Origin of the sequence: [Clostridium] celerecrescens 18A, from assembly GCF_002797975.1 — a bacterium.
In the GTDB taxonomy this organism is placed as follows: Bacteria; Bacillota; Clostridia; order Lachnospirales; family Lachnospiraceae; genus Lacrimispora; species Lacrimispora celerecrescens.
Genome location: NZ_PGET01000001.1, coordinates 4,575,233 through 4,601,088 on the forward strand (window position 1 = coordinate 4,575,233; position 25,856 = coordinate 4,601,088).

Genomic DNA, 25,856 nt, shown 5'->3' on the forward strand with positions numbered 1-25,856 from the left:
ATGAATATGAGAACATTTGAGGAAATTAAGAATACAATTGAGACAGGTTTGGGAATGCATCCCTGCGATTTAAAGCTGGAACATGTAAAGCTGGTAAATGTATTTTCCGGTGAAGTGTATCCCACCAATATATATATTAAAAACAAGAGAATTGTTTCCATCGACCCTGACGCAGTCTTAGAAGCGGAACGTGTACTGGATTGTAAAGGGCAGTATGCGCTGCCGGGGTTGATTGACGCCCATATGCACTTTGAATCCACCATGCTTTCCCCGGAAGCGCTGGCTTCCGTAGTGGTTCCCCAGGGAACGACCACACTATGTGCAGATCTGATGGAAATTGCAAATGTAGCAGGTGAGCAGGGGCTAAGGGCAATGCTCCAGTCTATGAACCGTCTTCCTTACAGAATGCTGATTGAGGTCTCTTCCCGGGTTCCGACTGCGCCGGGACTTGAGACGACGGGAGCAGTTCTTGGAGCAAAGGAAGTGGCAGATATCATGGATTGGGATGAAAGCGTCAGCCTGGGAGAACTGGACCCATCAAAAATTCTCTTTGTAAAGGATGAGTATCTCCATAAGATAGCGGATACACTTTCACGAAGGAAGCTGGTAAACGGACATGCCATAGGACGTCTGGGGCAGGAACTGAATGTATATGCTTCTTCGGGAATATCCGACGACCATGAATGTGTCAATACCAATGAAATGATGGGACGCCTGAAAGTAGGAATGAAGGTGTTTATCCGGGAAGGAAGCAGCGAGCGGAACGTGGACGAACTGGTAAAGGGAATTGTAGACAACGAGCTGGATACTTCAAATATCATGTTCTGCACTGATGATAAGCATGCCCGGGAGATACAGGTGGAAGGACATATTAACTATAATGTTTCTAGAGCTGTAGAACTGGGGCTGGACCCCATGGAAGCGATTCAGATGGCAACGGTAAACACGGCGAAGCATTTTCGAATGGAAGACGAAATCGGAAGCATTACTCCCGGACGATTGGCGGACATACTGCTTGTGGAAGACTGGCGTATTGTAAAACCTACCATGGTTATATTTGAGGGAAAGGTTGTTGCGGCAGACGGTGAACTTCTGGACGAATGCAGGGTGAGCGATTATCCCGAGTGGATTAAGAATACGGTAATCCTAAAAAATAAGATTACTTCAGATTCCTTCCGGGCAGCATCAAAAAAAACAGATGGAACAACGGATATTCATGTAATTGATATGATTCCAAGGCAGATCATCAACCATCATATCATAAAAGAGATGAAGGTGAAGAATGGTTCTGTTTTAACGGATGTGGATCAGGATATTCTTAAACTTGCAGTGGTAGAACGGTATGGAAAAAATGGCAATGTTGGCATTGGATTTGTCCGTGGATTCCAGCTGAAGAAAGGGGCACTGGCCTATTCCATGTCCCATGACCACCATAATATCGTTGTAGTTGGGACGAATGATGAAGACATGGCGGTGGCAGTGAATGAAGTTGCCAGACGGAATGGTGGGCTTGCAGTAGCATGTGATGGCAGGATATTAAACAGCATGGAGCTGCCGATTGGAGGCCTTATGAGTGAAAAACCAGCGGAAGAAGTGATGGCACAGCTGGATATTCTGAATGAGGATGCAAAAAACCTGGGCTGTGAGATGGAGGCCCCGTTTATGTCCTTAAGTTTTATTTCACTTCCGACGGTTCCCGATCTTGGGCTGACGGATCTTGGGCTGGTGGATGTACTTGAACATAAACTGATTGAACTGGAGTTAGAATAGAGAAGAGTTATTAATACCTTAAGGCTTCTGCATCTTTTTGCAGGGGCCTTATTGAGGCAGTAGATATCCGGTGTGCCCCCTGAAAAACCAAAAGTTTCCAGATAACGAAAATCCTTCACGCTATCCTATGAGGATTGACCGGAACCGGAATGCATTCATGTGTTTGTCGTGAAAAAATCAGTAAAGCTGTTGACAATAATCATTTATAATAATATAATGTAAAAAAGTTAGTGGTAACTAACTAAATATATTATTAATGAGGAGATGAAATGAAAAAAAACAACGTACTAAAAATAACTACCATTATGGCAGCGGCCGTTTTAATGATGACAGCCTGCTCAAGTCCAAGCACTACAAAAACTAATGAAACCATTGAGACCGCTGAAACGACACAAGCTGAAACCACTGCAGCTGCTAAGAGTGAGGAAGCTTTAACGGTTGAAATCAAAGATATTCATGGTCTGGTGACAGTTCCTGTAAATCCTCAAAAGGTAATTTCTTTGGATAACAGAACTTATGAAACGTTATCAGACTGGGGAATTGAATTAGTCGCTGCCCCAAAGGGTGTAATGCCGGCGGATTCCCCATATGTAACCGATGAGTCTGTTCTGGATATCGGAAATCACCGCGAACCGAATCTTGAGATTATAGCAGCTTCAGACCCTGACCTCGTAATCGTCGGTCAAAGATTTGCGTCCTATTATGAAGAAATAAAAAAGTTAGTGCCAAATGCAGTTGTTATTGATTTAAATTTTGATGTTTCTGAGGAAGCGGATACACCTGGAGAAAACTTAGTAAACGGGCTTAAGGATTCCACTGTTGCACTTGGTAAAATCTTTAATAAAAATAAAGAAGCTGAACAATTGACAGCTGATTTTGATCAGGCGATCGAAGCTGCTAAATCTGCATATAACGGAACGGATACCATTATGAGTGTTGTAGTTTCCGGTGGAAATATCGGTTTTTCAGCTCCTCATTCCGGACGAGTTTGGGGGCCGATGTATGAAGTGTTCGGCTGGGTTCCGGCATTAGATATAGACAATACGACTTCCGATCACCAAGGGGATGATATTTCTGTTGAAGCAATTGCACAAAGTAATCCAGATTGGATTTTCGTATTAGATCGTGATGCTGCGGTATCTTCTACTACGGATGCGGTTCCTGCTCAGGATGTTATCGATCAATCACCTGCTCTTAAAAACGTAACGGCTGTTACGGAAGGACATATCGTTTATGCACCGGCTGATACTTACACAAATGAATCCATACAAACCTATCTGGAGTTATTTGGAGACCTTGCTAAGGCATTGGCTGAATAGTATATAGGAGTATAGCATAGTGTTGAAAAATACAGCGAAAAAAATGATTGGGGCTGGGAATTCTCAGCCCCAACGTTATTATAACAATAAGATATGGACAAAACCTTTTATATCAGCGATTTTCGTTGTTATTATTTTAGGTATTATATCACTGTTTACCGGAGTTTATGATATACAGGGTCAAGTGGATGGAAGGGATATGTTTTTCATAACACGGGTACCTAGAACAGCTGCACTCATGCTTACCGGAGCTGCAATGTCAATGTCAGGACTGGTCATGCAGCTTATTACACAAAATCGTTTAGTTGAGCCTACTACAACAGGGACGATTGAATGGTCGGGTTTGGGACTTCTTATTGTCTATTTATTTTTTCCGGCGCCAACTTTAGTTTTAAGAATGACTGGGGCAATCTTGTTTTCGTTTATAGGAACTATGATTTTCTTTTTGTTTTTGAGAAGAGTGAAACTTCGTTCGTCTTTAATTGTACCGATTATTGGAATGATGCTTGGAGCAGTTATTTCTGCATTTTCTACTTTTGTAGGACTTACCTTCCAGATGACGCAAAATATTGAAAGCTGGTTTGTAGGTTCGTTTGCAGCCGTTCAAGCCGGAAGATACGAATATTTATGGCTGATTATTATAGTTACTGGCCTTATTTTTATTTGTGCGGATAAGCTGACGTTAGCCGGTCTGGGGGAAGATGTTGCTACAAGTCTTGGAGTAAATTATAATAAGATCATTATTTTGGGGACCGGCCTTATTTCTTTTGCAGTTGGAATTGTAACGGCTGTTATTGGAAATTTACCTTTCTTAGGTTTAATTGTGCCCAATATTGTTTCCATGTACAGAGGAGATAATCTTAGGAGTAATCTGCCTTGGGTATGTGTGTTGGGAATGGGTGTAATAACTCTTTGTGACATAATTTCACGAACAATTATAATGCCTTTTGAAGTACCTGTCTCTTTGATCCTCGGAACAGTAGGGTCAATTGTATTTATTGTTATCTTATTGAGGCAAAGGAGGCTAAGATGAACGGAATAGAATACAATACCAGCCTTCATCAGGAACGCAGATCAGCGAGAGCTTTTCGTTCTAAGAAAGAAGAAAAAAAATATTGGATTTTGTTGATAACATTGATTGTTTTGGGCGTTTTTGCTTCCTATGGACTATTGGTTTATAATAATCCGGTTCCAATTGATTCTCCTTCTTTTCTCCCTGTTGTCAGAAGAAGGATGTTCGCTCTTACGGCAATGATCATTGCTGCAGTTTGTCAGAGTTTATCGACAGTCACTTTCCAATCGATTACAAGTAACAGGATAATAACCCCTTCCCTTTTAGGCTTTGAAGCACTTTACTCAACCATTCATACCAGTACCATATTTTTCTTTGGTGCCAGTGCCTTTATAAATTTTAGCGGGATTGGATCCTTTGTATTTCAAGTTGTAGTTATGGTCTTGATGTGCCTGATCCTTTATGGCTGGCTGCTATCCGGAAGGTATGGAAATTTACAGCTTATGCTTTTAGTTGGCGTTATTATGGGAACCGGGCTGAAGTCCTTATCATCTTTTATGAGAAGGCTTCTTGCGCCGTCAGAGTTTGATATTTTACAGGCAAGATTATTTGGCTCTGTCAACAATGCGGATTCGGAATATTTTCCTCTTGCAATTCCGGTTGTTATAATTGTAGCACTACTTCTTCTTGCTTATTCTAAGAAGTTAAATGTTGTGTCACTTGGAAAAGATTGCTCTACTTCTTTGGGTGTCAAACATCAGGTCCATGTAATTTATGCTCTGATTTTAGTATCTGTATTAATGTCAATTTCTACGGCTTTGGTTGGGCCGCTTACTTTTTATGGATTTTTAGTTGCAACTTTAAGTTATCAGGCGGCGCCGACATATGACCACAGATATATTTTTCCAATGGCTCTTGCGATTGGATTCTTGATAATAACAGGAGCATACTTTTTCATGTACCATATATTCAGGGCTCAAGGTGTAGTTTCAGTTATTATCGAGATGTTTGGCGGAATAGCATTTTTAATCGTGATTTTAAGGAAAGGTACTCTATGATAATAATTGATAATGCCAGAAAATCGTATGATGAGGTAGAAATAGGACCTTTGGATATCAAAATACCAAAAGCAGGTCTCACTTCTTTGATCGGACCAAATGGTGCTGGAAAATCCACCACACTTTTGATGATAGGAAGACTTTTGGATATGGAAGAAGGCCATATTAAGGTGGCTGATATGGATGTTACTGAATCGAAATCAGAGGACTTAGCAAAAGTATTAACTATTTTGCGTCAGGAAAATCATTTTGTAACGAGGCTTACTGTCAGACAGCTGGCTGGATTTGGGCGTTTTCCTTATTCAAAAGGAAGATTAACAAAAGAGGATGAAGCCATTATTTCTAAATATATTGATTTTTTAGAGTTGACTGATTTAGAAAACAGATACTTGGATGAGCTTTCCGGCGGCCAAAGGCAAAGAGCATATGTGGCAATGGTTTTGTGCCAGGAGACGGAATATGTACTTTTAGACGAACCTTTGAACAATCTTGACGTTGCCCGTTCTGTTCAGATGATGGAGCATTTGAAGCATGCGGCCAATGAATTTGGACGAACAATTGTTGCTGTTATGCATGATATTAATTTTGCGGCCAAATATTCTGATCGAATCTGTGCGATGAAAAACGGACGAATTGCCGCTTTTGGAACGGTAGATCAGATTATGGATTCAAACGTTTTGACCGATATTTTTGAAACAAAAATTGAAATTATCAATGGACCCTATGGGCCAATAGCAATTTATTGAGTTAGTGCCTGCTATCCGGTCCAAGTGAACAGCAAGCTAAAATCATTCATGAAATTCACTACCTGTCTCATAACATAGTATAGGTTATCAGAAATGGACTTCAGATTTCTGATAGAAGGGCTGCCTTTCAGCCCGCCCATCTGATTATCGGAAGCAGTCCGATAACATGAGAAACAGGAAGGAGCGTCAGAATGGAAGAATGGTTTCGTTTATCAGAGGATGAGGCCCTTGCTAAGCTCGGCGCAGGCAGGAACGGCCTGGATTCCAGAGAGGTCCTGAAGCGCAGGCAGTTATATGGTCCAAATACACTAAAGAAGGCGGAACGCAAAAGCGCTTTCCAGGTGTTTTTGGACCAGTTTAAAGACCTGTTGGTCATCATCCTGATTATAGCAGCAGTGATTTCTATGATATCCGGTGACGTGGAAAGCACAGGAGTGATTTTTGCAGTGCTTCTGCTGAATGCGGTTTTAGGGACCGTGGAGCACCAGAAGGCAGAGAAGTCCTTAGACAGTCTTATGGCCCTATCGTCACCGGTAGCAAAGGTGATAAGAGAGGGAAAAAAGCAGGAAATTTTTTCAGGGGAGATCGTCCCTGGGGATCTTCTGCTCTTGGAAGCAGGGGATATGGTAGCGGCAGACGGCCGGATCCTGGAAAATTATTCTCTTTTGGTCAATGAAAGCTCCCTGACCGGAGAATCGATTAATGTGGAGAAGCAGACGGGAAGGATACGGGAGAAAAAGGTACCTTTGGCCGAGCAGACGAATATGGTGTTTTCCGGTTCCCTGGTGGCAGCAGGCAGGGCAAAAGTACTGATCACAGGTACCGGAATGGATACGGAAATCGGCAGGATCGCTTCCCTTATGAATGACACCGGGGAAAAAAAGACACCTCTTCAGGTAAGCTTAGACCAGTTCGGAAGCAGGCTGGCGGCAGCGATCCTGTTTATTTGTGCGGTGGTTTTCGGCCTTAGCATCTACCGGAGGATGCCGGTTTTAGATTCCCTGATGTTTGCCGTAGCCCTGGCGGTTGCAGCGATTCCGGAAGCGTTAAGTTCCATTGTCACCATCGTTCAGGCAATGGGCACACAGAAAATGGCAGGAGAGAATGCCATCATAAAGGATTTAAAGGCAGTGGAAAGCCTTGGCTGCGTTTCCGTCATCTGCTCCGATAAGACGGGAACATTGACACAAAACCGCATGACCGTACAGCAAATCTACGTAAACAGCCGGCTTTACCCTCCGGAACTCTTAAACAAAGAGGTTCCGGTACATAAGTATCTGTTGTATGATGCTGTTTTAAATAATGATTCCGCTTACATAGAAGGAAAGCTGTTGGGGGACCCGACGGAAGCCGCACTGGTACAGATGGCCGAAAGGGCGGGGATAAACGAGGAAGCAATGAAATCCTATTACCCCAGAGCAGGGGAGATCCCCTTTGATTCCCAGAGAAAGCTTATGAGCACCATGCACAGGGTCGAAGGAAAAAGGGTCCTGTTTACAAAGGGAGCGGTGGATGTGCTGCTTCCCAGGATCAGCTATATTTGGACAGGGGAAGGGATCCGCCACGTGAGGGAGGGGGACCGGCAGAACCTAATGGAGCAGAACATGGAATTTTCCAAACAGGGACTCAGGGTTTTGACCTTTGCCTGCCGGGAAATGAATGAAGATGAAAGGCTGACGGAAAAATCGGAGGCCGGCTATACCTTTCTTGGAATGGTTGCGATGATGGATCCGCCCCGTCCGGAAACAAGGAATGCGGTGTTAAACGCCAGAAGAGCAGGCATCCGCCCGGTTATGATTACAGGAGACCATAAGATCACTGCATCTGCCATAGCGGAGAAAATAGGCATTCTGGGAGATGATGATATGGCAGTCAGCGGACCGGAGCTTGATGATATGCCGGAGGAGGAATTGAGCCGTAAACTGGAGCACATCAGTGTCTATGCCAGGGTTTCGCCGGAGCATAAAATACGGATCGTCCGCTCCTGGCAGAAAAAAGGCCACATTGTAGCCATGACAGGAGATGGGGTCAATGACGCTCCGGCCTTAAAACAGGCGGACATCGGGGTTGCCATGGGAAAAATGGGGACAGAAGTGTCAAAGGATGCCTCTGCCATGATCCTGACAGATGATAACTTTGCAACCATTATTAAGGCGGTTGCCAATGGCCGTAATGTTTACCGAAACATCCGGAATGCCATTAAATTTCTTTTATCAGGAAATATGGCTGGGATACTATGTGTCTTGTATACATCCTTTCTGGCTCTTCCCCCTCCCTTTGCGCCGGTTCACTTACTGTTTATCAACCTTCTGACCGACTCTCTTCCGGCCATTGCCATAGGCATGGAAAAGGCGGAGGCGGACTTATTGGCCCAAAAGCCCAGGAATCCCAAAGAAGGAATCTTAACAAAGCGCTTTGTCCTTCAGGTGCTGCTTCAGGGGGCCCTCATAGCGGGTTGTACCATGACCTCCTACCATACAGGCATGGTGACCGGAAGCGAGGCTGCTGCCAGTACCATGGCATTTTCCACCCTGACCCTGGCGAGGCTGTTCCACGGCTTTAACTGCAGAAGCGGCCATTCCATCTTAAAGATAGGTTTTAAAAGCAATTTGTGGAGCATTATGGCCTTTGAGGCAGGAGCCATCCTTTTGGCTGCGGTTCTGTTCATACCAAGGCTTCATACCTTTTTTTACGTGGCAGATTTAACCGTAAGGCAGTTTATCACCATTTTCATATTTGCAATTATTCCTACGCTTGTAATCCAGGCATTTAAGACGATAAGAGAGAGTCTTCATTAGGAAAATAGCAGCCTGAAAACTTGACATAATTTTTGCTCCATGGTACTATTAAGTATACATAAATAGTTAGCCTAAGAGATGACAGAGCCAGGTGATGAGTGCGGGTAACCGTTCATTTCCAAGGCTCTTTCTTTATCCCTTGAGAAAATTTTAACAAGGAATAAAATCCGGGGCGTTTACTGGAAGGGGAAGGAACTATGGGAAGATACGTCATTGCCCTGGATCAGGGTACGACAAGTTCCAGATGTATCCTGTTCGATGAGCAGGGGAACATCTGCAGTGCAGCACAAAAGGAGTTTACTCAGATTTTTCCGGAGCCGGGCTGGGTGGAGCATGATCCTATGGAGATATGGTCCTCGCAGCTTTCCGTGACCATGGAGGCCATGGGAAAGATCGGGGCCCATTACAGCGATATAGCTGCAATCGGGATCACAAATCAGAGGGAGACGACGGTAGTCTGGGATAAGGAAACAGGGGAGCCGGTCTATCACGCAATCGTGTGGCAGTGCCGCAGGACTGCAGACAGGATTGAGAAACTAAAGCATGACGGCCTGGAGGGGCTCATTGTTGAAAGGACGGGACTGATCCCTGACGCTTACTTTTCAGGAAGCAAGATCGAATGGATCCTGGATCATGTTGAAGGGGTGCGAGAACGGGCAGAACGTGGGGAACTTCTGTTTGGAACCGTGGATACCTGGCTGATCTGGAACCTGACCAAGGGCTGCATCCATGTGACAGATTATACCAATGCATCGAGAACCATGCTTTTTGATATACACAGAAAGTGCTGGGATGAAGAGATTCTAAACTATTTCCGCATTCCCAGATGCATGCTGCCGGAGGTAAAGCCATCAAGCTGTATTTATGGCTACACATCTTCGGATGTCATGGGAGGAAAGATTCCCATTTCGGGAGCAGCAGGTGACCAGCAGGCAGCTTTGTTCGGTCAGTGCTGCTTTGAAGCGGGGGAAGTAAAGAATACCTATGGAACCGGTTGTTTCCTTCTTATGAACACAGGAGAGAGGGCGGTAAAGTCCGATCATGGTCTATTGACCACCATAGCTGCCAGTGACCAGGGAAACATCCAGTATGCCCTGGAAGGAAGCGTGTTTGTGGCAGGAGCTGCCGTACAGTGGTTAAGGGATGAGATGCGGATGGTCCGTTCTGCCTCCCAGACAGAGGAATACTGCAGCGCTGCGGAGGATACAGGGGGCGTTTATGTAGTACCGGCATTTGCAGGACTTGGGGCACCTTATTGGGATCAGTATGCAAGAGGGACCATTGTGGGAGTAACCAGAGGAACCAGCAAAGAGCAGTTTATCCGGGCAACGGTGGAATCCATGGCTTATCAGGTCTATGATCTCATTGAGGCCATGGAACAGGATTCGGATATTCATTTAAAGGAGTTAAAGGTGGACGGGGGCGCCTGCGCCAACAATTTCCTCATGCAGTTCCAGTCTGATCTGTTGAACACAGAGATCGTAAGACCGGAATGCATTGAGACGACCGCTCTTGGAGCCGCATACCTGGCCGGACTTGCGGTGGGCTATTGGAAGAGCCGGGAAGAAATCAAGGCAAACTGGAAGGTATCCAGGGCCTTTGACAGCCAGATGGAGGAAGAACGCCGGAAGAAGCTGGTAAAAGGCTGGAAGAGGGCGGTAAAATGCGCACTCTACTGGTCGGAAGAAGAGGAGTAAAACGTGGAGGGGTAAGATTTGGAGGGTACATATTTATTGTTTGGGGGAATTACCTTATCATACGTCATGATCCAGCTGGAATATATGCTGCGCATTATAACGGCTGGGCTATTAGGGTTTTTGATCGGCAGTGAGAGAAAAAACCGTAACAAATCAGCTGGAATCCGGACCCACGCCATCGTGGCGATCGGTTCAGCTCTCATGATGGTGGTATCAAAATATGGGTTTCCGGACATTCCAACCAGCGACGGAGCCAGAATCGCGGCCCAGGTGGTCAGCGGAATTGGATTTTTAGGTGCAGGGGTTATATTCGTGCGGAACAATCTGGTAAACGGACTGACGACGGCAGCCGGGATATGGGCTACCGCCGGAGTCGGGCTGGCTCTTGGGGCGGGTCAGTATATTGTGGGTATCTTGTCTGCGGTTCTCATCATCGTCATGCAGACCTTGACCCACCGGATCAGCTATTTTGCTCAGGTGGCTTCCTGCGGCTGCCTGAAGATGACCATAGCACAAAAATCAGGAGCGGTTAAAAACATGGAAGAATTTCTGGAAAAGGAAAAGGTTGAAATCGCTTCTGTGAAGATTAATAAAAATAAGAAAGATGAGATCAAACTGGAATTTGAAGTCATTTATCCGCCGGGGTTTGACAAGGGAGCCCTGCTTTCCAAACTGGCAGAAGAAAATTCAGTCATGGCAGTCAGCGAATAGAGGAGGGCAACCCTGGCAGAAAAATCTTGACAATCCGGTCAGGATTGTGCTAGCATTAAAATAATGAAATAGAAAAACCTTGAGACGAAAGAGTAAGGGAATTGGACGGAGTGATCCGTTTATTTACCTTACTCTTTTTTTGTATGAATTCCATTAAATAGGTGACCATTACGGATATGGAGGAAAAGAACATGAAGGAAATGAATTACGATGCAGCAATCATTGGCGGCGGCGTAATCGGCTGTGCAATTGCTAGAGAACTGGCCCGCTATGACCTTAGCATTTGTGTTATTGAGCGGGAGGAAGATGTTTGTTCCGGTACGTCAAAGTCGAACAGCGCCATTGTCCACGCAGGATACGATGCGGTACCTGGATCCTTAAAGGCGAGATTTAATGTAGAAGGCAATCATTTAATGGGAGAGCTTTCAGAGGAACTTGATTTCCAGGTGATCCGGAATGGCTCTCTGGTACTCTGCTTTTCAGAGGAAGATGTGCCCGCTCTTAAGGAACTTTATGAGAAGGGCATAAAAAACGGAGTCCCCGGCTTATCCATCCTTTCCGGCGATGAGGTGAGGGCCATGGAACCCAATGTGACAGAGACGGTAGTGAAAGCCTTGTATGCGCCTACTGGCGGGATCGTATGCCCCTTTGGTTTAACCATTGCACTGGCGGAGAATGCCTGTGACAACGGTGTAGAATTCTTATTTAACTCTGAGGTAAAAGAAATTGTAAAGACGGAAAAAGGCTATGACTTAAATACCGGAGAGGGAATCATCCATGCAGCCTATGTGATCAACGCAGCCGGTGTTTATGCCGACGTATTCCATAATATGGTAAGCGGGGAGAAGATCCACATCACGGCAAGAAAAGGAGATTACTGCCTGCTGGATAAGGAGGCAGGAACCCATGTGTCCCATACCATCTTCCAGCTTCCTGGCAGGATGGGAAAGGGGGTTCTGGTGACCCCTACGGTCCACGGCAACCTGTTAATCGGTCCTACGGCAATCAATGTGGAGGATAAGGAGGGCGTCGGAACAAGCGCAAAGGAACTTTCGGATATTATGGAGAAGTCTGCCTGGGGAGTAAAGAACATTCCGCTCCGCCAGATTATCACCTCCTTTTCTGGCCTTCGCGCTCATGAGGATGGGGATGACTTTATCCTGGGCGAGATTTCTGATGCCGACGGCTTCTTTGATGCGGCAGGTATTGAATCACCAGGTCTAACAAGCGCTCCTGCCATTGGTGTTTATATAGCAGATCTGGTTGCAGAAAAGGCAAAGGTTTCCCGAAAAGAGAATTTTAAGGCCACCCGAAAGGGAATCCTGGATCCTCAGAAGCTGTCTTTTGAGGAGCGGGCAGAGCTTATTAAGAAGAATCCTCAGTACGGCACCATCATCTGCCGCTGCGAAGGGGTCAGTGAGGGAGAGATCGTGGATGCCATTACCAGGACTCTTGGGGCGGTTTCCCTAGATGGGATCAAACGCCGTGTCCGTGCCGGCATGGGACGGTGCCAGGCCGGCTTCTGTGCCCCTAAAACAATGGAAATCCTGGCAAGGGAAACAGACAGGAAGTTGGAAGATATCTGCAAGAACAGGCCCGGCTCCAATATAGTGACCGGTCATAAATAAGGAGGACAGCAACATGGCAGAGCATGATATAGTGATAATCGGAGGCGGTCCGGCTGGTCTTGCTGCGGCAGTAGCGGCAAAAAAGGCGGGCATTACAGATATATTGATCCTGGAAAGAGAAGCTTGTCTTGGCGGTATCTTAAACCAGTGTATCCATAACGGTTTTGGCCTGCATACCTTTAAAGAAGAATTAACAGGCCCGGAATATGCGGCCCGTTACATAGAGATGGCGGAGTCGGAACATATACCGTATAAATTAAATACCATGGTTCTTGATATTAACAAAGATAAAGAAGTGACTGTCATCAACAGGGAAGATGGCCTGTCAATTATAAGAGCAAAAGCCATTATCCTGGCCATGGGCTGCAGGGAGCGCCCCAGAGGTGCCCTTAATATACCGGGCTACCGTCCGGCAGGTATCTATTCCGCAGGCACTGCCCAGAGATTAATGAACATCGAAGGCTTCAGCGTGGGGAAAGAAGTGGTGATCTTAGGCTCCGGTGACATCGGGCTCATCATGGCAAGGCGTATGACCCTGGAAGGAGCTAAGGTGAAGGTGGTGGCAGAGCTTATGCCCTATTCCGGCGGCTTAAAGAGAAATATCGTCCAGTGCCTGGATGACTATGGAATTCCCTTAAAGCTCAGCCATACGGTAATAAACATTGAGGGAAAGGAACGGTTAACAGGAATTACTCTTGCCCAGGTCGATGAAAACAGAAAACCGATTCCAGGTACAGAGGAATATTACAGCTGTGATACCCTTCTTCTTTCTGTAGGCCTGATTCCGGAGAATGAACTTTCCAAAGGGGCAGGCGTGAAGATGAACCAGGTGACGTTTGGACCCGAAGTAGGCGACCAGCTGGAAACCAGCAGCCCGGGTATCTTTGCCTGTGGTAATGTACTTCATGTTCATGACCTGGTTGATTATGTATCTGAGGAAGCCGCCTTGGCAGGAGCAAGCGCTGCCGCCTACGTAAAAGCAGACGGAGATAAGGAGGCGGCTCACGTAGTAGAGCTGAAAGCTGAGAACGGAGTCCGCTATACGGTGCCTCAGAAAATTGACGTAGAGAACATGAAAGATAAGGTTACCGTCCGTTTCCGCGTGGCAGATGTATACAAGGACCGCTTCATCAGTGTTTATTACGATGATGTAAGGGTTTCCCACAAAAAGAAAAAAGTCCTGGCTCCCGGTGAGATGGAGCAGATTGTATTAAAGAAAGACAGCTTTAAGGAATATCCGGAGCTTAAGAGAATTGTTGTCTGTACGGAGGTGGAATGATATGGAGGTAAGAGAACTGATCTGTATCCGATGTCCTTTAGGCTGCCCGTTGACGGTGCGCATAGAAGGGGACCAGGTGGGAGTAACAGGGAATTCTTGCGGCCGCGGAGAGGAATACGGGAAAAAAGAGGTTTTAAGCCCTACCAGAGTGGTGACATCCTCGGTCTATGTCCTGGGAGGTAACTTAGAAATGGTACCGGTTAAAACAAAGCAGGATATACCTAAGGATAAGATTTTTGCCTGCATGGAGGAAATCCGAAAGATGGAAGTTTCCGCACCTGTTTTCATTGGAGATGTAATCATTCCTGACTGTGCCGGAACCGGAGTTTCCATCGTTGCTACAAGGAATGTCGAAAAGGTGTATAATAAGTAAAATAATGTCTTAAAAAACCTCGTAATTACCGTAAGCGGTCTGAAGCCCTATTGGAAGCCTGCGGATTTACGAGGTTGTTTTGCATAAAACAGGGACAACCTATAGTAAATTTATCCAGGAAATGATATACTGGAAAGAGATTTCTTGAGAAGGATTAAAAGGAAAGAGGGGTTGATATGAAGGTATTTGCACACAGGGGTTACAGCGGAAGGTATCCGGAAAATACCATGCTGGCCTTTCAAAAGGCAGCAGAGACCGGCTGTGACGGGATCGAGTTGGATGTACAGCTTACAAAGGATGGAACTGTTGTGGTAATCCACGACGAAAGCATTGACCGGACCACGGAAGGAACCGGCTTTGTGAAGGATCTTACCTATGAGGAACTGAAAAAATTCAATGCAGATGCTGTCTGCGGAGGGATTCATGGATTTGTGCCTGTTCCGACCTTTGAAGAATACTGTATATGGGCAAAGGATCAGGAACTTGTTACAAATATCGAAATCAAGACAGGCGTATATTATTATGAAGGCCTGGAAGAAAGAACTCTGGAATTTGTACGTAAATACGGGCTCGAAAAAAAGGTCATCTTTTCTTCCTTTAACCATACTTCCATAATCCGCTTAAAGGAGCTGGCTCCCGGGATCCCGTGCGGCGCGCTGCTTGATCATCCGGGCCTTGGAAATGCGGGATACTATTGCGACCGGTATCATTTTGAATGCTACCACCCAGGGGTAAAGGGATTAACAAAAGAGGCTGTGGATAACTGCAGAAAATACGGAATTTTGGTAAATGTTTGGACGGTGAATGACATGTCCGTGTTGGAGCAGGCCTATGAATGGGGCTGTGACGGGGTCATAAGCAACTTTCCGGAGATCTGCAAGCGGTGGATCCAAAGCAAAGGACGATAGATAAAAGATGGCAGGAGTGAGGCGTCTGGTTTCCAGGGACCGCAGCTCCTTTTATCTTGTATGGAAAAAAGAACGCTAAAATAAGCTTTTCTTCCTTATAAAATTAAGAAAGGGCAAAAATTGCCTTGACGGTGGGGGAAAGGATTGATAAAGTAGAACGAGATCCATATATTGTGGGTGCGGATGCAATCTCCACCACAAAGGAAGAGCTATGGTTCATGTAAAAGGAGGATGTTATGAAATTAGTTACATACGAGGTTGACCGGAGAAAAGATATCGGGGTAGTGAGTAAGGACGAGATGTGGATCTTTCCTCTCAGGGCATTTGGTATGGAGTATAAGGAGATGCTGGAGGTCATCAAGGGACTTTCTCAGTCTGAGCTTGACCTTCTGGAACATGCCTCTGGCCTTGATCCTTACAACAGCAACGTCATCGGAGCTGCTATGATGAAAGAGGTCAGGCTGCTGGCGCCCATCCGGACACCGGAGCAGGATATCATCTGTCTGGGGCTTAATTACATGGAACATGCCGAGGAGTCTGCCCGCTTTAAAAAAGAGGATTTTGACGGAAAGCGCCCCAATGCTGTTTATTTTTCCAAGAGAGTGAATGAGGCAGTGGATCCATACGGGGAGATTTTAAGCCACAGTGATATGGTGGACAGCCTGGATTATGAGGCAGAATTAGGAGTCATCATTGGAAAGGATGCAAAAAATGTGGCGCCGGAACAGGTAAAGGACTATATTTTCGGTTATACAATCATCAATGATGTCAGCGCCCGGAACGTGCAGAATGCCCATAAGCAGTGGTATTTTGGAAAAAGCCTTGATGGGTTTACCCCCATGGGCCCCTGTATTCTGACTGCAGGCTCCATATCCTATCCGCCGGAGCTTGGCATTCAGTCCAAGGTAAATGGAGAACTGAGACAGGACAGCAATACCCGGCTCATGATATTTAATATAGACCACGTAGTCAGCGAGCTTTCTAAGGGGATGACCCTTAGGGCAGGTACGATCATTTCCACCGGAACGCCTAAGGGTGTTGGAATGGGATTTGAACCGCCGAAGTTTTTAGTGGCAGGTGATGAAGTGGAATGCCTGATCGAGGGGATCGGGGCCATAAAAAATAAGGTTGTGTAAAAGAAAATAAGGAATGCTGCTCATTTATTGGGCAGCATTTTTTATGTCACAGTAAGAAAGAAACTTCTGCTGAGGGAATCGCTATAAATGTCTGAGAAAAAAATACAGGTCTACAAACTGCAAATTGTTCAGATGCCATATGATTATATATTGCAAATATTAAAAATTTATATTGACAGATTTCGATAATGCGTTCTATAATTAATTAGACTGAACGTCAGTCTAATTAAATTCAGGAGTGATGTTATGCGAATTATAAAAGACGCTGATGTGCGTAAGAATGAAATACTGGATGCTGCCGCAGACCTTTTTAATAGTGATGGCTATGATGGAACGACCATCAGTGCCATTATAGAGAAAGCTGGAATTGCGCGGGGAACCATATACTATCATTTCAAATCAAAGGAAGATATTTTGGATGCACTTATCGATCGGCGCAATACGGAGTTTTTGGCTGCGGCCAGGCAGAACGCTGAGGATAAAAGTATTCCTGTGATAGAACGGCTTCTCAGAACTATTATTGCCATGAATGGTGATAAAGATGGCAATTCAGAACTCACCAGGCAGATGCACAAGCCGCAGAATGCTTTGATGCATCAGAAAACACATCAGGCAATGATGGAAGGCATCCCGCCTATTCTTATGGAAATTATTGAGGACGGTATCAGTGAGGGTTTATTCAATACCCCTTATCCCTATGAGAGTTTGGAAATGGTGGTGGCACATATCAATGCGGTTTTTGATGATTACGCGGAGAAACTTACAGGCGAAGAGCTTTTGGGAAGGGTTAAGGCGTTTATATTTAATCTGGAAAGATTGTTTGGTGCAGAACCGGGAAGATTTGACCGGGTGATAGAACTATTTCAAATGGAGGGAGGAAGCGCCTATGAATAATAACATGGGAAAGCCATTTTTTAAATTTATCATGCTGTGCTCCGGGAGCTTTGTCGCCGCCATAGGCAGCGGAATTACATCTTTCGGGCTTGGTGTATATGTATTTGAGCAGACCGGGCTTGCGTCCTCCAGTACATTGATTATCCTGCTGGCTTTTTTACCGGGGCTCCTGCTCACTCCTTTTGCTGGGGTGCTTGCGGATAAATACGACCGCAGGATTTTAATGATACTCGGCGACGGGCTTTCCGCTTTGGGGCTTATCTATATCCTGATTTGTATGATGAATGGCCAAACGCTGCTTTGGCAGATCGGAATAGGCGTCACCATCAGTTCGGTGTTTTCTTCACTTATAGAACCGGCGTTTAAAGCGACAATAACTGACCTGCTGACAGAAGATGAATACTCAAAGGCAAGCGGACTGGTACAACTATCCGGTTCCGCAAAGTTTTTGATCTCGCCTCTCATTGCAGGGTTTCTGTTACAGGTTTCAGATATAAAGCTGCTGCTTGTGATAGATATATGCACAATCTTTCTGACCGTGATGGTGACGTTTGTGGTACGCAGGGGGCTTGCTGCCAAAGCTTCCCAATATAAAGAATCCTTTTTCCATGAGTTTAGAACCGGACTGACTGCCCTCACCCAAAACCGGGGCGTGTTCACATTGGTTTTATCTGGAATCGGCATCTCTTTCTTTTTAGGCTGTATCCAGTCTCTTTATACGCCAATGATACTCGGATTTACTGACAGTTCGGTGCTGGGTGCTGCCACTACGATTTCCGCCATGGGCATGCTGGCAAGCAGCCTTATTCTTGGCACGGTTCCCATAAAAAAGGGCTTTACACAAATGCTTTTTGCCTCCCTCTTTTTGGCGGGTATCTTTATGGCAGGCTACGGGTTTAGAGAAAATATTATTTTAATCTGCATTTTTGGTTTTCTCTTTTTTTCAATGCTTCCATTTGCCAACACAAGCATTGATTATCTGATCCGTACCAATATCAGCAACGATGTGCAAGGCAGGGTTTGGGGACTGATCGGCATTATCTCCCAGCTTGGCTATGTGATTGCTTACAGCATATTAGGTCCGCTTGCCGACTATGTATTTATCCCTTTGCTGGTAGAGGATGGCGCGCTGGCCAATAGCATGGGAAAGGTAATCGGCGTGGGAAGCGGCAGAGGCATTGGATTATTGATTATGATAGCAGGTCTGTTGTTATCTGTGACCGCCATTCTTTTATACAATATTAAGTCCGTCAGGGGGCTGGAGCGGGGAGGCGGACTGTGTACAGAAAAATAATAATAAATGATGTAAAGAAAAGCAAACTGATTACAATCACCATTACAGCATTTATTCTGCTTGCGGCTATGCTTACCTCCCTTGCCGCCATATTGTCGGTGAATTTGTTCTCTGCTATTAACAACATGATGTTAAGAGCCGAAACTCCCCACTTTATGCAGATGCACTCCGGCGATATTGACTTGGATCGGCTTTCAGCTTTTGCAGATACGGAAAATAATGTAGAAGATTTTCAGGTGCTTTCCTTTCTCAACATTGAGGGAGCAGAGATTGTCATTGGTGAAGACTCCCTCGCCGGTTCCGTGCAGGATAACGGCCTTTCGGTGCAGAGCGAACGCTTTGATTTTCTGCTGGGCCTGGATGGCAATATCATTTACCCGGCCGAAGGAGAGATCTATGTACCCATATACTACATGAAGCAGGGGCTGGCAAGTATTGGCGACAGCATTACCATTCATGGCGTTTCTTTTACGGTAGCTGGTTTTCTGCGGGATTCTCAAATGAACGCCTCCATGATTTCCTCCAAACGGTTTCTTATCAATGAAAGTGATTTTGAAAAAATCAGGAAATTTGGAAAGCTGGAATATTTAATAGAGTTCCGCTTTAGGGACAGTTCCGCTGTTTCCTCCTTTGAATCCGGCTATATTGCCGCAGGACTTCCGGCAAACGGGCCTCCCGCCATCACCCATTCCCTGTTTAAGCTGGTAAATGCCCTTGATGACGGCATGATGATAGCGATGCTTATCCTTATCAGCGTCCTTGTAATCGTGATTAATTTCCTGTGCATACGTTTTACCCTGCTTGCCAAGGTGGAAGAAGATTACCGGGAAATTGGCGTATTAAAAGCTATCGGCCTGCAGGTTCGAAGCATCAAAAAACTCTATCTGGCGAAGTATGGTGCTATCGCTGGAATTGCCTGCATCGCTGGATTCATCTTGTCCCTGTTTGCAAAAGAGCCTTTGATGGAGAATATCCGCCTGTATATGGGCGGGAGCGGCAGTTCCGGCCTCGGCACGGCATTTGGAATGTTAGGCGCAGGGATTATCTTATTCGTGGTGGTGCTTTATGTGAACGGCGTTCTTTGCCGCTTCAAAAAGGTATCAGCGGCAGAGGCCATACGCTACGGCGCGCCCCAGAGTGGAACTAAAACTGCGAAAAGCTACCGGCTATCCGGCAGCAGGGGATTTCCGCCGAATATTTTTCTTGGCATAAAGGATGTGCTTTCCCGAAAAAAGCTTTACAGCACAATGCTTTTTGTACTTATTATTTCCTCATTTCTGATGATTGTGCCGCAGAATATTTATAATACCATTTCCCAAAGAAACTTTATGACCTATATGGGCATTGGTGAATGTGATATGCGAATCGATATCCAGCAGACGGACGGTATTGCGGGAAAAACAGCGGAAATAGCCGCTGTGATGGCGCGGGACACAGATATTAAAAAATACACGGTACTGACCAGTTATATGTTTGATATGCAAATGGAGGACAGAACCACTGAAAAGTTAAAGGTGGAGCTTGGAGACCAATCAGTGTTCCCCATTGAGTATTCGGCCGGCAGAGCTCCGCAGACCGAATCGGAAATCGCCATTTCATCATTAGTTGCGGACGATCTCGAAAAAGGGCTTAATGATATTATCGTGCTAATGATTGACGGTAAGGAAAAGCGGCTTGCCGTAAGGGGGATATATTCTGATATCACCAATGGCGGCAAGACGGCAAAGGCTGTTTTTAAAACCAGTCAGGGCAGTATCCTGTGGAGTATTATTCCGGTGAAATTGCAGGCTGATGCCGTCACAGATGAAAAGATAGGGGGATATAAGGAACAGTTTTCCTATGCCAAGGTATCCGATATAGATGAATACATCAGCCAGACCTTTGGAGGGATTACTGATGCGGTTAAAAAGGCTTCTTACGCCGCTATTGCTGCAGCCGCCACGCTCACTGTGCTGGTCACATTACTCTTTATGAAAATGCTGGTGACAAAGGATCGGTATCCGATTGCCGTTTTAAAATCCCTCGGCTTTAAAAAAGAAGATATTTGCCGGCAATATATGGTGAGGTCTGCCATCGTACTGGCAGCCGGCGTTTCAATTGGTACTGTCTTGGCAAACACTTTGGGAGAACTGGTGGGCGTGGGTCTGATTTCATCTTTCGGTGCATCCACGTTCCGCTTTGATATAAACCCGTTGTTTGCCTACCTGTTTTCTCCCGTTTTAATGGCGGTTTGTGTCTATCTTTCAACACGGTTTGGCATTTCGGATATTTCCGGCCTGAAGATATCGGAATATATAAAGGAGTAGCCTATGAAGAAAATTCTAAGCGGAAAAAATATTGTAAAAACCTATGGCATAGGACAGGAAGAGTCCAATGCACTCAATGGAGTGAACATAGAACTATTAACCGGAGAGTTCGTTGCAGTGATGGGGCCGTCCGGCTGCGGAAAGTCTACGCTGCTCTTTGCATTAAGCGGTACAGATACCATCAACAGCGGTTCTATCCAATTTGACGGTAAGGAACTTACCCGGCTAAATGAAAACGCATTGGCAGATATTCGCAGAACTAAGATGGGATTTGTATTCCAGCAGCCTGCCATGCTGAAAAATCTGAATATTCTGGATAATATCATTCTTTCCAGCGTACAGGAAAACAAAAAAAATACCGCCGGCATTATGAAAAAAGCCAGGACATTGATAGAAAAGACCGGCATAACCGGACTGGAAGAAAGGGATATTACCGAGGTTTCCGGCGGGCAGCTTCAACGCGCCTGTATCTGCCGCGCCCTTATGAACGAGCCGGAGATTTTATTTGCAGACGAACCTACCGGCGCACTCAACTCAAAATCATCGGAAGAAATTATGGAGCTGTTTTCAGATATCAACAAAAATGGCATGGCTGTTTTTCTTGTGACCCATGACGCAAAAGTCGCGTCCAGAGCTGACCGTGTGTTATTTATGAAAGACGGCGCTGTTAAGTCCGAGCTTTTTTTGAAAAAGTTTAACGGTCGAGACATGGAAGACAGAATGAATCAGGTTATTATGCGGATGAGGAATTTTGAAATATAGGTTATGGGAAATGGTCAGAAAATATCTATGACATTATGGTAGAATCCAGTGTTGGAACGATACGTAATGGGGAAAGGTTCATTGATGGGATTAAAAAAACAAACAATTTTAATAAATGTTTGCTTATATATAGACATTTGTTACAATATGATATATAATCACCATTATAAAAGTATCCTGGCATTTGACTATAGAATATTAAGAAAAGGAATGTATATGCATTGTTACGATGCATGGAATGGATATAATCATGAAAAATATGTTTGACAGAAAATCCCTGTGGCAGGCTGCACCCGATGAATTAATGAATGGATATTATGAAGATGATGATTCTGTATACTGTCTTATTTGCAATGAGTATTATACCAAAGGTGAGATTTATTCCCATGACGGTCATTTTTATGATGCATACAAAATGGCTAACATACATATCGAAGAAAAACATGGATCAATGCTGAACTATTTGATGAATATGAATCCTTCCTTTTTAGGCTTATCAAAGCTTCAGCACTCCATCCTTAAATTGATGACAGATGGCTTATCTGATAAAGAAATAGCTGCGCAAAAAGGTATTTCTTATTCCACTGTACGGAATTACCGATTTAAACTTCATGAACATGAAAAGCAATCTAAACTGTTTTTAGCAACAATGGAACTGTTTCATAAAAAGGAGGAAGCCATGAAATCGAAACGTGATGCAACAGAGTTTTATGATGCTCATAAAACTGCAACAATGATGGATGACCGATATGATGTCACCGTAGAAGAAAAGACGAAGATCTTGTCCAGATATTTTGACAAAAGCGGGGCGGTAAAGCAGTTTCCTTCAAAGGAAAAGGCTAAAATCGTGGTTCTCCGTGAAATAGCAGGTAAATTTTTACCAGGTGTCCATTACAGCGAAAATGAAATCAACAATGCATTGAAAGAGATATATCAAGATTTTCCATATATCAGACGGCTGTTAATCGAATACGGCTTCTTTTGCCGCACAGATTCTGGCTCTGAATATTGGCTTAAGGAATAATATCACCTGCCGTCTTACCATACGTCACTAAAATCCGGAAAAAAATCTGTATAAGGTTTTTTTCCGGATTCTATTTATACCCGGAATGTTTTCTTTTTGCAGCTCCCTCACCTTTACTCTCCCATAAAGCCGGTAAAATATTCCCGGCCGGACAGGACATGCCAATTGCTAATTATGCAGAAAATACTACCGGTTATGCAAAAAGCAGCCTTGAGAATCCATTATATGCTAAAGTGAAGTACATACCACGCAGCTTGTGGTAATTTTTATGGAGGAGGATGAAAGAAATGTTACAAATCAACATCGATGATGTATTAAAGATCGTCAACCTTTGTGTGCCGTACCTCATTGGATTGGCCATTGCAGTTGCAGCTGCAGTGGTGGTTATGGTGGTATGCAGGAACAAGAAAGCTGCAACCCGGTATTTAATCCGGCGCCAGGGGCTTATGGCCATTGTGCTCGCCGTGGTTATCGTAGTAAATATGATATGCTGGGGCCCAATGTCCAGCCTGATTTCCCTTGCTACCGGCAGCGGAACGATTTCAAAAGAAACCTCAGACAAAGCAACAGAGCTTTGTACCAGAATTGCGGAAGAGGGAATCGTTCTTTTGAAAAATGAGGAAAACTTACTTCCCTTAAAGGCTGATTCTAATTTAAACGTCTTTGGCTGGGCTTCCACCAATCCATGCTATGGAGGTACCGGTTCAGGCTCCCTCTCTGATGCATATGAAACCGTGTCTCTTCTTCAGGGGCTTGAAGACGAAGGATTTAAACTGAATGCCGGGCTTACTGATTTCTATACCGCATACCGGAGCGACCGTCCAAATGTGGGGATGTGGGAACAGGACTGGACACTTCCGGAGCCTTTAAAGGAATCCTACACCAGTGAGCTGATGGCAGATGCAAAGGCATTTTCTGATACGGCACTGATCGTGATTACCCGTGTAGGAGGGGAAGGAGCCGATCTCCCTACAGATGTCAGCGCAGTTACCTATACGGATAATTCAGCGGAATATAAGGATTTTGAGACTGGTGAGCATTATCTGCAATTAAGCAAGACGGAAAAGGACATGGTTGATCTGGTGTGCTCCAATTTCGATAATGTCGTTCTAGTATACAATGGTGCAAACGCTATGGAGCTTGGCTTTGTCAATGATTACAGCCAGATAAAGAGTGCTATCTGGTGTCCGGGAACCGGTCAGTCCGGCTTTAAGGCACTGGGCGAAATTGTTAGCGGTGCTGTTAACCCCTCAGGAAAAACAAGTGACACCTTTGCTGCGGACTTAACAGCAACCCCTCACTACAATAACTTTGGTAGCTTTATTTACGATAACATGAATGAATTCGCTGGCAAGGCATTTAAGGGAGAGGCCACCTATCCCAGCTTTATCAATTACGTGGAAGGCATTTATGTTGGTTACCGTTTCTATGAAACTGCCGCAGAGGAAGGACTGATCGATTACGGTAAAACAGTGCTTTATCCCTTTGGATACGGCATGTCCTATACCTCTTTCTCTCAGGAAATGGGGAACCTCACAGAAGCAGACGGCACGATTTCCTTTGACGTGACCGTTACCAATACCGGAGACAAAGCAGGAAAGGATGTAGTGGAGGTTTATTACAATCCACCCTATACAAACGGAGGAATTGAAAAGGCTTCTGCAAACCTGATTGCATTTGATAAGACAGACCTCCTGGAGCCGGGCCAGTCCCAGACCATCGCAGTCTCATTCCAGGCGGAAGATATGGCATCCTACGATGCAGCCGGGAAGGGAGCTTATGTCCTGGAAGCAGGGGATTATAAAATCTCAATCCGGACCGATTCCCATAATGTCATCAAGGAACAGATCTATACCAAAGCATCGGAAACCGTATATGATGAAGCCAATCCCCGCTCTACCGATAAGGCGGCTGCAGAAAACAGATTTGCTGATGCTAAAGGAGAACCGACTTATTTATCCCGTGCAGATGGATTTGCAAATTATAAAGAGGCTACGGCAAAGCCTGCAACCATGACTATGCCGGAAAAATATAAGGATACCTTTGTAAACAACAGCAATTACGATCCGGAAGCTCATAACTATGCTGAGGATATAAAGCCGGTAACCGGCGCAAAGAATGGACTGAGCCTTGCCGCCATGCGGGGGCTGGATTATGACGATCCGCAGTGGGAGAAGCTTCTTGACCAGCTGACCGTAGGGGAAATGGATACCATGGTCGCCATCGGAGGTTATCAGACGTCAGCAGCTAAGAGCGTGGATAAGGTAGGTACCGTGGACTGTGACGGACCGGCTTCCATTAACAACAACTTTACAGGAACCGGCTCCATCGGCTTTCCTTCCGCAGTGTTGATAGCAAGTACCTGGAACCGTGATATTGCAGAGGAATTCGGAGAAAGCATCGGTAAGATGGCAGATGAGATGAAGGTATCCGGCTGGTACGCACCGGCTATGAACACTCACCGTTCCGCCTTTGCAGGCAGAAACTTTGAGTATTATTCCGAAGACGGAATCCTGGCAGGCAAAATGGCGGCCAGTGCCATCATGGGTGCAGAACGTCATGGAGTATATGCTTATATGAAACATTTTGCCCTTAATGACCAGGAAACCAACCGAACCAATATGCTTTGTACCTGGACCGGCGAACAGGCCATCCGTGAAATTTATCTAAGACCATTTGAAATTGCAGTAAAAGAGGGCGGAGCAAAGGCAGTAATGTCCGCATTTAACTACATTGGAACCGAATATGCAGGTGCCTCCGATGCACTGCTTAACAAGGTGCTTCGGGATGAATGGGGCTTCCGTGGCTTCGTGCTGACAGATTATTTTGGCGGATACGGATATCAGAATGCTGATCAGGAGATTCGTAACGGCAACGACGCCATGCTGGTAGCCTATGATACGGAAACCAACCATTTAAAGGATACGACAAGCGCTACAAGTCTTCAGGCTATGCGTAAGGCAAGTAAAAATATTATGTACACGGTGGTGAACAGCCGTGCCTACGAAGGAAATAACGCAAAGGGCGGAATGCTTCCGTGGCAGATTGCAGCCATAGTGGCTGATGTGATTCTGGCAGCAGGATTTATAGCTTTGGAGGTAAGAATCATCAATGCCTATAAAAAGAAACGGGAATCATAAA

At 45.2% G+C, this 25,856-nt stretch carries 19 protein-coding genes; all 19 read left to right on the top strand.

Going from position 1 to position 25,856, the window contains the following annotated elements; translation table 11 throughout:
* Positions 1 to 6: 6 nt before the first annotated feature.
* The 19 genes from ade to H171_RS20925 all read left to right on the top strand — a co-directional run bounded on the left by ade (position 7) and on the right by H171_RS20925 (position 25,855).
* Positions 7 to 1,770, top strand: coding sequence for an adenine deaminase (gene ade / locus H171_RS20835; protein WP_100306841.1), 1,764 nt, complete (start codon positions 7 to 9; stop codon positions 1,768 to 1,770).
* A gap of 269 nt (positions 1,771 to 2,039) precedes the next feature.
* Positions 2,040 to 3,089, top strand: coding sequence for a siderophore ABC transporter substrate-binding protein (locus tag H171_RS20840; protein ID WP_100306842.1), 1,050 nt, complete (start codon positions 2,040 to 2,042; stop codon positions 3,087 to 3,089).
* Between the two features lie 19 nt (positions 3,090 to 3,108).
* Positions 3,109 to 4,122 carry an ABC transporter permease gene (locus tag H171_RS20845; protein WP_157803201.1) on the top strand — a complete coding sequence of 338 codons (1,014 nt, stop codon included), beginning with the start codon at positions 3,109 to 3,111 and terminating at the stop codon, positions 4,120 to 4,122.
* Positions 4,119 to 5,159, top strand: coding sequence for an iron chelate uptake ABC transporter family permease subunit (locus H171_RS20850; RefSeq protein WP_100306843.1), 1,041 nt, complete (start codon positions 4,119 to 4,121; stop codon positions 5,157 to 5,159). Before H171_RS20845 ends, H171_RS20850 begins: the two co-directional genes overlap by 4 nt.
* Before the next feature lie 50 nt (positions 5,160 to 5,209).
* Complete coding sequence (locus H171_RS20855; protein WP_242977035.1) at positions 5,210 to 5,905, top strand: iron ABC transporter ATP-binding protein; 696 nt, start codon at positions 5,210 to 5,212, stop codon at positions 5,903 to 5,905.
* A 191-nt stretch (positions 5,906 to 6,096) separates the two neighbouring features.
* Entirely contained in the window at positions 6,097 to 8,703 is a 2,607-nt protein-coding gene (locus tag H171_RS20860) for a cation-translocating P-type ATPase (protein WP_100306845.1), read from the top strand.
* 197 nt (positions 8,704 to 8,900) lie between these two features.
* Positions 8,901 to 10,400: a glycerol kinase GlpK gene (gene glpK, locus H171_RS20865; protein ID WP_100306846.1), complete on the top strand. Its 1,500-nt coding sequence runs from the start codon at positions 8,901 to 8,903 to the stop codon at positions 10,398 to 10,400.
* Between the two features lie 18 nt (positions 10,401 to 10,418).
* Positions 10,419 to 11,111: an MgtC/SapB family protein gene (locus H171_RS20870; RefSeq protein WP_100306847.1), complete on the top strand. Its 693-nt coding sequence runs from the start codon at positions 10,419 to 10,421 to the stop codon at positions 11,109 to 11,111.
* A 191-nt stretch (positions 11,112 to 11,302) separates the two neighbouring features.
* Positions 11,303 to 12,739, top strand: coding sequence for an NAD(P)/FAD-dependent oxidoreductase (locus H171_RS20875; protein ID WP_100306848.1), 1,437 nt, complete (start codon positions 11,303 to 11,305; stop codon positions 12,737 to 12,739).
* 13 nt (positions 12,740 to 12,752) lie between these two features.
* Positions 12,753 to 14,018 (top strand): NAD(P)/FAD-dependent oxidoreductase, encoded by a 1,266-nt coding sequence (locus H171_RS20880; protein WP_100306849.1) that lies wholly within the window; start codon positions 12,753 to 12,755, stop codon positions 14,016 to 14,018.
* Position 14,019: 1 nt separating this feature from the next.
* Positions 14,020 to 14,391, top strand: coding sequence for a DUF1667 domain-containing protein (locus H171_RS20885; protein ID WP_100306850.1), 372 nt, complete (start codon positions 14,020 to 14,022; stop codon positions 14,389 to 14,391).
* A gap of 176 nt (positions 14,392 to 14,567) precedes the next feature.
* Positions 14,568 to 15,299: a glycerophosphodiester phosphodiesterase gene (locus H171_RS20890; RefSeq protein ID WP_100306851.1), complete on the top strand. Its 732-nt coding sequence runs from the start codon at positions 14,568 to 14,570 to the stop codon at positions 15,297 to 15,299.
* 236 nt (positions 15,300 to 15,535) lie between these two features.
* A complete protein-coding gene (locus H171_RS20895) occupies positions 15,536 to 16,435 on the top strand; it encodes a fumarylacetoacetate hydrolase family protein (RefSeq protein ID WP_100306852.1) in 900 nt (299 codons plus the stop codon).
* A gap of 246 nt (positions 16,436 to 16,681) precedes the next feature.
* The gene (locus H171_RS20900; protein WP_100306853.1) at positions 16,682 to 17,329 is read left to right on the top strand and encodes a TetR/AcrR family transcriptional regulator; all 648 of its coding nucleotides are present in this window, start codon (positions 16,682 to 16,684) and stop codon (positions 17,327 to 17,329) included.
* Entirely contained in the window at positions 17,322 to 18,623 is a 1,302-nt protein-coding gene (locus tag H171_RS20905; RefSeq protein WP_242977036.1) for an MFS transporter, read from the top strand. The genes H171_RS20900 and H171_RS20905 overlap by 8 nt, the downstream gene beginning before the upstream one ends.
* Positions 18,608 to 20,929 carry an ABC transporter permease gene (locus tag H171_RS20910; RefSeq protein ID WP_100306854.1) on the top strand — a complete coding sequence of 774 codons (2,322 nt, stop codon included), beginning with the start codon at positions 18,608 to 18,610 and terminating at the stop codon, positions 20,927 to 20,929. The genes H171_RS20905 and H171_RS20910 overlap by 16 nt, the downstream gene beginning before the upstream one ends.
* Positions 20,930 to 20,932: 3 nt before the next feature.
* Positions 20,933 to 21,691, top strand: a complete 759-nt coding sequence (locus H171_RS20915; RefSeq protein WP_100306855.1) for an ABC transporter ATP-binding protein — start codon at positions 20,933 to 20,935, stop codon at positions 21,689 to 21,691.
* A 250-nt stretch (positions 21,692 to 21,941) separates the two neighbouring features.
* The gene (locus H171_RS20920) at positions 21,942 to 22,715 is read left to right on the top strand and encodes a DUF2087 domain-containing protein (protein ID WP_242977037.1); all 774 of its coding nucleotides are present in this window, start codon (positions 21,942 to 21,944) and stop codon (positions 22,713 to 22,715) included.
* Between the two features lie 287 nt (positions 22,716 to 23,002).
* On the top strand, positions 23,003 to 25,855 hold the full coding sequence (locus H171_RS20925; protein ID WP_100306856.1) for a glycoside hydrolase family 3 N-terminal domain-containing protein: 2,853 nt from the start codon (positions 23,003 to 23,005) through the stop codon (positions 25,853 to 25,855).
* Position 25,856 lies beyond the last annotated feature (1 nt).

Bases quoted from the DNA above. Each gene is read 5' to 3' on its own strand.
- ade (WP_100306841.1), top strand. From the start codon at position 7: ATGAGAACATTTGAGGAAATTAAGAATACAATTGAGACAGGTTTGGGA.
- H171_RS20840 (WP_100306842.1), top strand. From the start codon at position 2,040: ATGAAAAAAAACAACGTACTAAAAATAACTACCATTATGGCAGCGGCC.
- H171_RS20850 (WP_100306843.1), top strand. From the start codon at position 4,119: ATGAACGGAATAGAATACAATACCAGCCTTCATCAGGAACGCAGATCA.
- H171_RS20860 (WP_100306845.1), top strand. From the start codon at position 6,097: ATGGAAGAATGGTTTCGTTTATCAGAGGATGAGGCCCTTGCTAAGCTC.
- glpK (WP_100306846.1), top strand. From the start codon at position 8,901: ATGGGAAGATACGTCATTGCCCTGGATCAGGGTACGACAAGTTCCAGA.
- H171_RS20875 (WP_100306848.1), top strand. From the start codon at position 11,303: ATGAAGGAAATGAATTACGATGCAGCAATCATTGGCGGCGGCGTAATC.
- H171_RS20880 (WP_100306849.1), top strand. From the start codon at position 12,753: ATGGCAGAGCATGATATAGTGATAATCGGAGGCGGTCCGGCTGGTCTT.
- H171_RS20885 (WP_100306850.1), top strand. From the start codon at position 14,020: ATGGAGGTAAGAGAACTGATCTGTATCCGATGTCCTTTAGGCTGCCCG.
- H171_RS20890 (WP_100306851.1), top strand. From the start codon at position 14,568: ATGAAGGTATTTGCACACAGGGGTTACAGCGGAAGGTATCCGGAAAAT.
- H171_RS20895 (WP_100306852.1), top strand. From the start codon at position 15,536: ATGAAATTAGTTACATACGAGGTTGACCGGAGAAAAGATATCGGGGTA.
- H171_RS20900 (WP_100306853.1), top strand. From the start codon at position 16,682: ATGCGAATTATAAAAGACGCTGATGTGCGTAAGAATGAAATACTGGAT.
- H171_RS20905 (WP_242977036.1), top strand. From the start codon at position 17,322: ATGAATAATAACATGGGAAAGCCATTTTTTAAATTTATCATGCTGTGC.
- H171_RS20915 (WP_100306855.1), top strand. From the start codon at position 20,933: ATGAAGAAAATTCTAAGCGGAAAAAATATTGTAAAAACCTATGGCATA.
- H171_RS20920 (WP_242977037.1), top strand. From the start codon at position 21,942: ATGAAAAATATGTTTGACAGAAAATCCCTGTGGCAGGCTGCACCCGAT.
- H171_RS20925 (WP_100306856.1), top strand. From the start codon at position 23,003: ATGTTACAAATCAACATCGATGATGTATTAAAGATCGTCAACCTTTGT.